Here is a 10,551-nt window from a genome sequence, read left to right as displayed (position 1 = left end):
CTGCCCACAAGCCCATCGAGGTGAGCCGCCTGTTGTTTCAGCGAATCGGCCGCCACCGCACTCTGCTGCACCAGGCCCGCGTTCTGCTGCGTCAGGCGGTCCAGGTCATTCACCGCGCCGGTCACCTGCGCGATGCCCGCGCTCTGCTCTCGCGTGGCTTCGGTGATGCGCGTCATGGCACTGGCGGCGTCTGCGGTGCGCTGGACGATCTCTTGCATGGTGGCGCCGGCCTGGGCCACCAGCGTCGAGACGGCCTGCACTTCTTCCATCGAATCGGCGATCAGTTGCTTGATGTCCTTGGCTGCGGTTGCAGAGCGCTGCGCCAGACTGCGCACCTCGCTGGCCACCACGGCAAAGCCGCGGCCCTGCTCCCCGGCACGCGCCGCCTCCACCGCGGCGTTCAACGCCAGGATGTTGGTCTGGAAGGCGATCGAGTCGATCACGCTGATGATGTCGCCGATCTTGCGTGACGACGTGTTGATCGACTCCATCGTGCCCACGACCTGCCGAATCGACGTGCCGCCGCGCTCGGCCACAGAAGATGCGTCTTCTGCAAAGCGGCTTGCGCGCTGGGCGCTTTCTGCCGTCTGCTGCACGGCGCCGCTCAGCTGTTCCATCGACGCGGCGGTCTGCTCGAGTGCGCTGGCCTGAGCCTCGGTGCGCGAAGACAGATCCTGGTTGCCGGTGGCAATTTCTCGCGAGGCATTGGTGATGCCCGTGGTGCTGCCGACGACCCGGCCCACGACGTCTTGCAGGCGCGCTATGAAGCGGTTGAAACCGTTCGCCACGGCGTCGAATTCCATGCCGGCACCCAGCGGCAGGCGCCGCGTCAGGTCGGCGTTGCCGCTGGAAAGCGCGTCGATGTTGGTCCTGAGCATGGCCAGGCGCTTCATGAAGAGCCGAATGCAGCCGATGACCAACGCCAGCAGCAGCAGGCCCATGGGGATCTGCACCAGACCCAGCTTTTCGAGCGTGCGGTCGCTGTTCTGCGACAGCAGGCGAGTCGGCACGGCCGTGGCGATCCACCACGGGCTGCCCGGAATCGGTTTGATGAACAGCGTGGAAGGCTCGCCTGCATCGGCGAACGTGGTCTCGATGGCGGGCGCGTCTTTTTGCTGCAGCGCCGGCAGTTGCTTTTGAATGGCGGCTGCGAGCATGGAGCTGCTTGCCAGGTCCGACACGTTCTTCAGCACCACGTTGCCATTGATGCGGCTGCTGTTGCTGACGATTTTTCCGTCGGCTTCGACCAGCAGGATCTGGCCCTGCACCTGCTTTTCCATGTCGGAAACCAGGCTGTTGAAAAAGCCCAGCGTGACGTCGACCGTGGACACGCCGTAAAGCGTGTCGCCCTTGTAGATGGGCATCGCACAGTTGGTGCGAGGCTGCGGGCTGGCGTCGTCCTGGTAGGCCTTGGCCCAGTTGCAGTGGCCCCGCACGGCGTTGCGCCCGTTGGCGTACCAAGGCTGTTCCCAGTAGTTGAGCGATGCCGACGAGTTCCAGTGCGTGTTGACCACCAGCTTGCCCGAAGCGTCACGCGCGACGAAGGTGCTGAACTTGGCGCGGCCCGGCTCGCGTTGACCGGGCAGCGGCCAAATGCCACCGCCGAACACGTTCACGTCGCCGTACTGATCGACCAGCCCGGGCTGCAGGCGCTCGATGGCGTCGCTGTCCATCAGCGACACGGTCTGCGTGATGCTGCGCTGCTGCGCCTCGACCTTGCGCAGCTGCTCGCTGATGCGCACCGAGATCGCGTTCACCGTGTTCGTGACCACCTGCCCTTCGAGCCGGCGCAGGTCGGGCGCGACGAAAGCCTGGATGACGACGACGGTCAAGGCCGCCAACAGGACGAAGAAGCCAACGAGCAGCGCCGTGTAGCGGCCCTGCGTGGACTTCAGGTAGTGGTTCATCATGCTTTGCCAATAAAGAGAGAGAAGGAGGTGCTCTCTCATCGGCAGAAAACTCCAAAACTTAAGCGGACAACGGCGCTTGTTGGAGAAGGTTCACATCCGGTCGTACAGCCTGCGTGCCGGGCTGCCTCGCCACACCACCGCCTCGTCCCCATCGACCGCCTCCGGCCCATACATCACCCACGCATCGCAGACCGAGCCGATCGGCTCGATGACCTCGAAGCGTTCCGGATGCGCCGCAGCCAGGGTGCTGAACGCGATGCCCGCTTCGTACTTGCCCTGCAGGAGCCCCTGCCCCACCGCCGTCACCGTCGGCTCCGGCACGACGTCGGGCCAGGCCGACAGATCGACGTAATCGCGTGTGGCCGGTTGCAGCCCGACGCGGCGCGGCACGCCGGCTGCGGGTGCGTCGAGCGCGCGCATCAATGCCATCGGCCGGCTGCGAGAAATGAACGCGTCGACCACGAACATCTTCTTTCGGTAGGTGCCCGTGATTTCCGCCGCGGTCGGGTGCGCCGCGCACTGCAGCATGAAGTCGACGGAGCGTTCGATGACCATTTCGGCACCGTCGTGGAAGGTCTTGACGAACACGATGGTCGAACGCTCCGTCATGCCGTGTGCCGCCAGATAACGCTGAAGCACGAACTCGTGATTGCCGCCGGCGGGGCCGAGCGTGACGAAGGTCAGGATGCGAGGGAGGTTGTACATGGTGGATGAGGTCGAGGAAACAGCAGAGAGGAAAACGATTCGGTTCAACTGCGCAGTGTGAACACGACCGACAGATAGCTGACCGGCCCCTCTTCCACCGAATCGATGCCATGCAGCGCGCTCGCGTCGAACATCAACGCGTCGCCCGCACCGATCGCCTGCAGCTTCCGCGGGCCATAGCAATACGCCACCTTCCCCGTGAGCATGTAGATGAACTTGATCCCCGGATGCTGGAAGCTGGTGTACGGCGGTGCGTCTGACGCCACCCGCACCAGATACGGTTCCACGAAGAGGTTGCCGGAGAGCCCATGGCCGAGCAACTCGTAGTCGAAGCCGGCCACAGCGCCGACGCGGTCCACGGCGATGCCGTGCCCTGCCCGCACGACCGAAAGATCGGTCCGGCCGGGCTGGTCGGAGAAGAAGCGCGACAGCGGCTGACCCAAGCCATGGGCGATGCGGTCGAGCGTTTCGACCGAAGGCGACACCAAGCCACGTTCGATGCGGGAGAGCATTGAGCGCGAGATGTCCGAGCGCAGTGCCAGTGCGCCGCCGGAGAGGTTGGCAGCCAGGCGCAGCGCTTTGATCTGCTCGCCCAAGCTGGCGACGATGTCGCTGCGTGTGGGTACGGATGGCGGTTGGGAACGCGGGCGCAGGACGGAGGCGGGGATCTTGGGTTTGTGGGCGGTGGGGAACGGGGACGGGCTGAAGCGTGAAGTCATAGTCGGGCTCCGCTGAGACCGACCGCCTTCTCCCTCATACGTACCTTCAATCCGAACGTAGCAACCTCAAACTTAACCATGCCAATCATCTTGTATCCTCTTAAGCTCATAGTTATGCCGCATATATTGGGAAGACATTAGACCTCAAACACGCGAACGTTGCTCAATTTATTGGGCAAAGATGGAAGAAATCGACAAAGCACTCGGCCAAACGTTGAAAAAGGTGAGAACTGGCAAGAAGTGGAGCCAAGAAAAGCTGGCGCTGGAAGCCGAAGCGAATCGAAATTACGTCTCGCTCATCGAACTTGGGCGCAACAGCCCTAGCGTTGGCATGCTGTTCCGGCTATGCACTGCACTTGGCGTGTCTCCGTCCTCAGTGCTTCAGGACGTTGAGAAACTCGTTGGGAGAACTACTATGACCAAAATTTTTAGATAGACGGCGCCTATCTGTACTTTCAAACGTAATGAGTCCGTCCTGAACAATCCGAATTTCAAGTGTTGACGCGCAGAGACAGGCGAGTCGATGCGATCCGCGCGGCCAACAATTCGGTCAGCGCGATGTCCCACCGGGCGCAAAGAAGCCGCAGCTTCGCCAGGATCAGTCGCAGGTTGTGCCCGGCGCCGCACATCACCGCGTGCAGCGCGTCGCCCAGCGCGCCCTTGAGCGGGTTTCTGCCCAGACGCCCGTCCATCTTCATGTGACCGATGCCCGGCTCGATGGCACTTCGCCGATGGATCATGGCTTTGAGTGTTCGGGTGACGCCTCGCTTCTGCCCAGATCTCAGGATCCGGACCCCTTCGATCTCCACGCCCCGATAGCCCTTGTCCACGATCGCCGTTGTCGGCTTGCGCTCGGCTAGGATGGTGACCTGCTCCAGTGTCTCGGCCAGCGTGTGACCGTCATACGGATTGCCCGGCATGCTGCGCATGCCGACCACCAGACCTTGCTTCAACGTCGTCGCAATGCTCACCTTCACGCCGAACTCGTAGGGCGTTCGAGCCTTGCCTTTGGAGATGCACTCGACCTCCGGTGCGTGCAAGGCGTAGAGCTTGTTCCTGTCCTTCGTGCGTTGCGTCAGGATGCGGCCGGTGCGAGCGAGCAGGTCGCGCACCTTGGCTTGAGCCTGCTCGGGCAATTCACCGAGCTGGCGCGCCACCTCGCGCTGCACCCGACCGACGCGCGAGCGCAGGGTGCGAACAGCCCGGCGCATGCGCTTGAATTGCTTGGCGTGGGCGTAGCGCCCGATCTGGGTGGCCAACCTCGGCGCGATGCGGTTGTAGTTCTGGCGCAGGTGCAAGCCATGTTCCTCGGCCACCTTCACCAAGTGCTGTCGGCTCTTCTCCAGCAGACGGCTGTCGGTGGGATGTGCAATCGCCTTGGGCATGACGGTCGTGTCGACGATCACACGGTCCACGCTGGAGGCACGCACGACGCCACCGCGATGGGCGGCTTCGATGGTCGCCATGAGCAAAGTCTCCACGCCTTCTTCGCCAATGCGCTTCCTCCACCGCGTGAGGCTGCTCGGATCGATGGGAGCTTCGGTCTGCAGGTACACCTCGCCGCAGAAGTACTGCCAATACGGGTTCTCGACCCAGGTGTTGACGACGGCTTCGTCAGAGGCGTCGAAGGTGTGCTGCAGGTAGAGCAATCCGGCGATCAGCCGCGGCGCCAGGGCTGGACGGCCTCGTCCAGAGGTAAAGGGCTCACTGAAGGTGCGCTCGATCTCGGCCCAGTCGATCAGGCCGGCCAAGCGCACAAGCGCGTGACGCATGTTGATCTGTTGATCCAGGCGCGAGCGAAACAGATCCTCGCTCTCGGGCACCACTGGCTTGGGTCTCATGGCAAACCTTGTCAGGAATTGCAGGGAAACGGCGTTCTATGCCGTATTACCTTGCAAATTGCGCACCAGCTTTGACTGAAAATCTTCCACTACATCAATGACTTAGACATTGTTCAGGGCGGACTAATGAAGTGCAGTGTATCTCCCAGCGCACCATTGAAAGTTATGGCCCAGACACCCATCCATCTCCGACGCCACCGCGCCGTCGGCATGATGACCATGAGCAAGGTCTCTAAGCCTTCTTCTCCAATGCGCTTCCTCCTAGAGCAAGCGCTTCTTTCTGGAGATGCACCTCGCCACAGAAATACTGCGAATATGGGTTTTCGACCTAGGTGTTGACTACCGCTTCGCTGCAAGCGTCGAAGGTGTGCTGCAGGTAGAAAAATCCGGCAATTCGCTGCGGCGCCCGGGCTGAGTGGCCAGAGACGAAGGGCTTACTGACGCCCGTCGAAATACCCAGCAAGACAGCAAACACGCTCCTGAAAGAACAGGCTTTCGAGTTTGCGACGTAAAACTGCACTGATTTTACGTCGTTGCTGCGTGCAAGCTCCGTTTCAGGCAAAACTTGGAGAATCTACCCGTATCAGGTGGATGGAGTGCACACAACCACCACGTTGGTCCATGCTAGCCTTCCACTGCCATCGCCGAGAATTCGATCATCGTGACTGCCCATTCCCGCATCCCCGCAATTCGGTTACGTTCAGCACGAGATCACAAGTTACGTTCAAGCGTAATGAGTGGTCACGATTAGCCCGAATCGATAATCAAAATACCCATCAACATCCACAAAAGAATTCCCAATTCTCCCACAACTGCTTATTGACTACAGACGCAAAATTCACTGAGGGCAAATTTAGTCGAGCTTGATAGTTGACGATTGACCATATCGCGGGAAATAGCTCACAAAATCAGATCTGGCTCCAAGAAAAAATGCGTTCGTGAAGCGGAAACGAACACAGACACAGTAGAAAAGATATGGGATCATCAAGGCAGCTATAGCACGAATACTGAAGGATTGGTAGCCAAGAGTCTGCAAGCCAAGATTAATCGCTTGGTGCAAGAACATGATGGCCATAGATGCTTTGCCAAGATTTGAGAGCAGTCGACCAACCAAGCCACCTTCAGAAATCATCTTGCAGATATGCATTAATGAGTTAGCGATACATACTGCAAAGAAAACAGACAGAAATTCTGTTCCGTAAAATGAGCGCTTCATATCAATAGTGTCAACCATTTCAAAATGTACAAGAAGCAGCCCTAAGACCGCAGCAATTGCAGTGATTAAAAATATCGACTTACTTTCAGTCCAATTCGAAGATCTGGCCTTCCATCCCAAAAAGAAAAGTGGAATCGAAAAAAGAACCTTATCAATGTTCAACGGAAGCTTGTATGCAGAAAGATAGGAACTAGTGGCAAATGCAAGACATAACATCAAGATCACAAGCAGCCAAAGAAGTTTGCCCTTAAAACGCGGAAAAATCCAATTTGCAAATTGCTGAGTAAGAAACAAACAGGTGACAAACCAAAAAACTCCTGTCCAGCCCGTCAGGTATCTTCCGCCCAACAACATTCTTGCAGTAAGTCGTGCGAGCTCGTGGATATCACCAGACAATACAAAGAAGACAATGTCAAAGGTATTTAATAGCAGCAAAAAGGCGACGTATGGAACCAGCAGATGCACCACCTTACCAGCCAGGTAAGATCGTTTATCGGCATCGATCCTGAACAAAAATCCGCTAATCAAAAAGAAAAGTGGCATGTGCCAAAGAAATAGCAAATTCGATATTGAAGGCGGATAGATATGTCCCAAAACTACCGCTACGATACCGATGCCCTTAAGTCGATCGATCCAAGCAAAATTTTGTTTCATATAGCTTAGGCATTTAAGGCTAACAACGTGGAGTCGAAGGATCGCCCCTCTCGCACAAGGCGGGCTGTCTCTAGACTAAAGAAATTGTTTAATTTCACATCAAGATTTCTGCTTTCGCATACAAAAATCATTCGATACATTCAAGCAAAGGGGCAACTTCTCCAAGACTGCATCAGCGCCCTCTAGCGTCAAATGGTCTTTATCGAAAAAACTCGGAACTCCCGACGAATAAACCGCGCAAGTACTAATCGAGCAAATTTTCTGCGCAGCCGAATAATATTTAACCGTTGGCGGAAGTAGCCTTTCCAATTCAAGATCCGCCTGCAAACGCTCGGGCCTCGATAAGGATTTTACCAGATCAATACCATACACCTCTTTCAAGGCCAGGATTTTAGGCAAGGGAAGCCTATACTCCGGAGTTGGGCCTAAAACCACAAGCATTGAGCCCATTTTTTTTATCGAATTGCTCAACACCTCAAGCCCCGCAGCATTTGCTGCAACCCAGCGGGCTGAAATTATTACATACTTTATTTTTGGAGCGTTTTCGGGCAGCCACTTTGTATACATGAAACTAAATAACGAAGTACAACGCTCGGCACCTTGCGCGTCGAGAAGAGGGATGCATCCAGAAGCAGAGGACTGCATGATATTGGCCTCTGGATACAACTTTTTTATGGAACCCATAAAATGAGCAGAATGACTGTCCCCGATAATTAAAATGTTCTCCTTCGTTCCACTTAAGCTCAAGCAGGCTTCTTGATCATACTCAGAAAAACCCGAATTTCGCGAGGTCAAAAAACATGCCGGATTTCCAAGATGACCAACAGAATTAATATTTATTTTAGAAAGCGCCAGAGCTTGCGGGGAGCTCCACAAGCTATTTGCCAGATTTCCGGCCATCAAACCTATACAAAACACTCCAACTGAACAACCCAAGACTGTCCAATAGGTCCTTACTGGTGATTTGCTGCTGCCATATCTGAATCGCTGCTCAATAAACCTATAACTCAGCCATGCACCGACTGCGCTTGCAAAAACTCCCAAAGCACTCATGCGCGCACCATCCAAAAGCCCAAAGGTGGCAAATAGACACGCAATTGGCCAATGAACTAGGTAAAGTGAGTAAGATACTTTTCCAACAAAAACAGGAAATCTTGACGCCAGAATTGTATTCGGCAAAGATTGTATTCCAGAGCCAAGTATTACGAGTGCAGCGGCAACTACAGGCAGAATGGCCGAGGCTCCAGGGAATCTCATTTTCGCATCAAACGAAACAAATGAAAACAAGATAATCCCGACCCCTAGATACGAGAAGATAATTCGCGTCTTTGAGGAAAAACGCTGAGCACCAATCACGGCAATTGCTGTACCCATAAGCAGTTCCCATGCACGCAACCAGGGCAAATAGAAGGCAGCAGACGCATTAACGTACACATATAGGCAGGCTGCTATTAAGGACACAAATCCAATGACAAATAACAATGGAAATCGATTTTTTGAATCCAGCCTTCTAAGCGCGATAAGAATCAAGGGGAAAACAAGATAAAACTGCTCTTCGACCGCTAGCGACCAGGTATGAAGAAACGGGTTAAATTCGTTGTTTTGAAAATAATCAGTAGTGTAATAGAAGTAAATATTCGAGAACGAAAATAATGCCGCAGCGAGTGATTTCTGCTGCCCACCAAACTCGGAAGGGAAATTTATAAAAGAAAAAAGTAGGGTTGTTATTGTTAGCACAACAATAAGTGCAGGCGCAATTCTCCGAAATCTTCTTTCGTAGAATTTTATCAATGAAAACTTTCCCTCATCAAGTTCAATCAATATTATTCTAGATATCAAGAAGCCAGATATTACAAAAAAAACGTCGACCCCAACAAAGCCGCCAGGCAGATATTTAAAACCGAAGTGATAAAATACAACGCCTAACACAGCAAGCGCTCTAAGCCCGTCATACTCAGGAACGTATTTTTTATTCATATAAGCTACAGAGTGCAATTTGTGACAGTTAGCATAGAAACGCCTAACGCTCGAATTGAGAAAGCAATTTTTTATACTCGCCAAGTATTCGTTCCCAAGTAAAATACTCTTGAAAACGGAGCCGACTTCCCTCCCTCATCACCCCTAGTTTTTTATCATCGATGAGCAATTCATCAAACAATGCTTCACATTCGTATTGATTTTTAAAGTAAGCAGCAGATTCACCGGCTACCCAGCGATTGAATTGATTGTCATGTGCCATTACTGCACATCCTGCGCCCATGGCTTCAACCAGTGAGGGATTGGTGCCGCCTACAGTGTGTCCATGCAAGTAGAAACGACTGAAGAAGCGCAATGCGCCTACTACCGCCTTATCATAGATTGCCCCTGGAAAGAGTACATCAGGTCCACCAGCTGCGATTACAGCGCGATGGTAAGCATTGTTAGCTGCATCAAATTTTCCTAATACCACCAACTTGTGATCGCGCGGCTTGGTTGCAAAAGCGGTGACCATTTCTAGGAATGAATTCTCGGGCTCGGGTCGGGCGATGATCACTGAAAACTGACCAGGCTGAAGGCCAAATTTTTCGAGCTTTGAAGCATCTGCCGTGGTCACTTCATCACCGCCGTAAGGAATGGTGGTGATTTTCGCCTCGCTTACGCGGGTGGCGAGGTGGGCCTTGATTGCAGGATGGTCTGCCACAAGATGGTTGCCGACATAGCAACCAATTCGTTCGTTGAGCCAAAACCACGCCTTGGCAACCCCACTCCACTTATCGCGCTTCCATTCAATGCCATCCATGTTGATGACATTCACCTGGCCCTTGATGCGCTGGATAACGTTGAAGATCGCCGTGTTGTAGCCTAAGGTCAGGATCAAGCCACTCTGCTTGCTGGCGTGCCAAGCGGCATGCCAATCGAAGATGACCGAGCCCGCAGAGCCTTCGCGTGCCACTGGAATGTGCACACGCTTCACGCCTTCCCAAGCGCTTTCGAACACTGGGCCTGCCACGTCTTCCTGGCAGTAAACGACCACCTCCCAGCCTTGTGCGACCAAGTAAACCGACAGCTTTTCAGCAAAGGTTTCAAAGCCACCGTGCTGCGCAGGTACGCCGCGCGTGCCGAGGATGATTAGTTTCTTCTGGCTCACGCGAACACCTCTGCTGTACTTAGTTTTTGACCGACTGCGTCTTTACCAGACAATTTCGGCTCCATCCCAATGTCAGGCCACTGGATCCCGATGTCCGCGTCATTCCAAAGAATCGATCTTTCGAACGCCGGCGCGTAGTAATCCGTCGTCTTGTACAAGAAGTCCGCCGTCTCGCTGAGCACCACGAAGCCGTGCGCCAGCCCCGGCGGCACCCACAGCTGCTTGTGGTTGTCCTCGCTCAACTCCACCCCCACCCACTGCCCGAAGGTCGGCGACGACTTGCGGATGTCCACCGCCACGTCGAACACCGCACCGCGCGTCACGCGCACCAGCTTGCCCTGCGGCTGCTGGACCTGGTAGTGCAGCCCGCGCAGCACGC

At 55.0% G+C, this 10,551-nt stretch carries 9 protein-coding genes; 1 reads left to right on the top strand and 8 read right to left on the bottom strand.

Annotated elements, in window-relative coordinates:
• From Q7T66_RS00045 to Q7T66_RS00035, 3 genes are all read right to left on the bottom strand, one after another.
• Positions 1-1,910: methyl-accepting chemotaxis protein (locus Q7T66_RS00045; protein WP_304931179.1), on the bottom strand; the 1,910-nt coding region annotated here is incomplete at its 3' end.
• Positions 1,911-2,000: 90 nt separating this feature from the next.
• Complete coding sequence (locus Q7T66_RS00040; protein WP_304931177.1) at positions 2,001-2,615, bottom strand: hypothetical protein; 615 nt, start codon at positions 2,613-2,615, stop codon at positions 2,001-2,003.
• 44 nt (positions 2,616-2,659) lie between these two features.
• Positions 2,660-3,199 (bottom strand): helix-turn-helix domain-containing protein, encoded by a 540-nt coding sequence (locus Q7T66_RS00035; RefSeq protein ID WP_370691581.1) that lies wholly within the window; start codon positions 3,197-3,199, stop codon positions 2,660-2,662.
• 316 nt (positions 3,200-3,515) lie between these two features.
• On the opposite strand from Q7T66_RS00035, the gene Q7T66_RS00030 reads away from it, so the two are divergent.
• Positions 3,516-3,770 carry a helix-turn-helix domain-containing protein gene (locus tag Q7T66_RS00030; RefSeq protein ID WP_304931176.1) on the top strand — a complete coding sequence of 85 codons (255 nt, stop codon included), beginning with the start codon at positions 3,516-3,518 and terminating at the stop codon, positions 3,768-3,770.
• A 55-nt stretch (positions 3,771-3,825) separates the two neighbouring features.
• On the opposite strand, the gene Q7T66_RS00025 is transcribed toward Q7T66_RS00030, so the two are convergent.
• From Q7T66_RS00025 to rfbC, 5 genes are all read right to left on the bottom strand, one after another.
• Positions 3,826-5,175 carry an IS5 family transposase gene (locus Q7T66_RS00025; protein ID WP_304931174.1) on the bottom strand — a complete coding sequence of 450 codons (1,350 nt, stop codon included), beginning with the start codon at positions 5,173-5,175 and terminating at the stop codon, positions 3,826-3,828.
• A gap of 853 nt (positions 5,176-6,028) precedes the next feature.
• Entirely contained in the window at positions 6,029-7,045 is a 1,017-nt protein-coding gene (locus tag Q7T66_RS00020; protein ID WP_304931172.1) for an acyltransferase family protein, read from the bottom strand.
• A 99-nt stretch (positions 7,046-7,144) separates the two neighbouring features.
• Positions 7,145-9,022 carry an acyltransferase family protein gene (locus Q7T66_RS00015; RefSeq protein WP_304931171.1) on the bottom strand — a complete coding sequence of 626 codons (1,878 nt, stop codon included), beginning with the start codon at positions 9,020-9,022 and terminating at the stop codon, positions 7,145-7,147.
• Between the two features lie 43 nt (positions 9,023-9,065).
• Entirely contained in the window at positions 9,066-10,172 is a 1,107-nt protein-coding gene (locus Q7T66_RS00010) for a DUF1972 domain-containing protein (protein ID WP_304931170.1), read from the bottom strand.
• A partial coding sequence (gene rfbC, locus Q7T66_RS00005) for a dTDP-4-dehydrorhamnose 3,5-epimerase (protein WP_304931169.1) occupies positions 10,169-10,551 on the bottom strand: 383 nt, incomplete at its 5' end. The genes rfbC and Q7T66_RS00010, both read right to left, overlap by 4 nt.

The organism is Herminiimonas sp. (assembly GCF_030655415.1).
Note: the sequence above shows the minus strand (reverse complement) of the source record. Positions and strands in the feature narration are given on the sequence as shown.

Coding starts and splice junctions, on each gene's coding strand:
- Q7T66_RS00040 (WP_304931177.1), bottom strand. CDS start 2,615: ATGTACAACCTCCCTCGCATCCTGACCTTCGTCACGCTCGGCCCCGCC.
- Q7T66_RS00030 (WP_304931176.1), top strand. CDS start 3,516: ATGGAAGAAATCGACAAAGCACTCGGCCAAACGTTGAAAAAGGTGAGA.
- Q7T66_RS00025 (WP_304931174.1), bottom strand. CDS start 5,175: ATGAGACCCAAGCCAGTGGTGCCCGAGAGCGAGGATCTGTTTCGCTCG.
- Q7T66_RS00020 (WP_304931172.1), bottom strand. CDS start 7,045: ATGAAACAAAATTTTGCTTGGATCGATCGACTTAAGGGCATCGGTATC.
- Q7T66_RS00015 (WP_304931171.1), bottom strand. CDS start 9,022: ATGAATAAAAAATACGTTCCTGAGTATGACGGGCTTAGAGCGCTTGCT.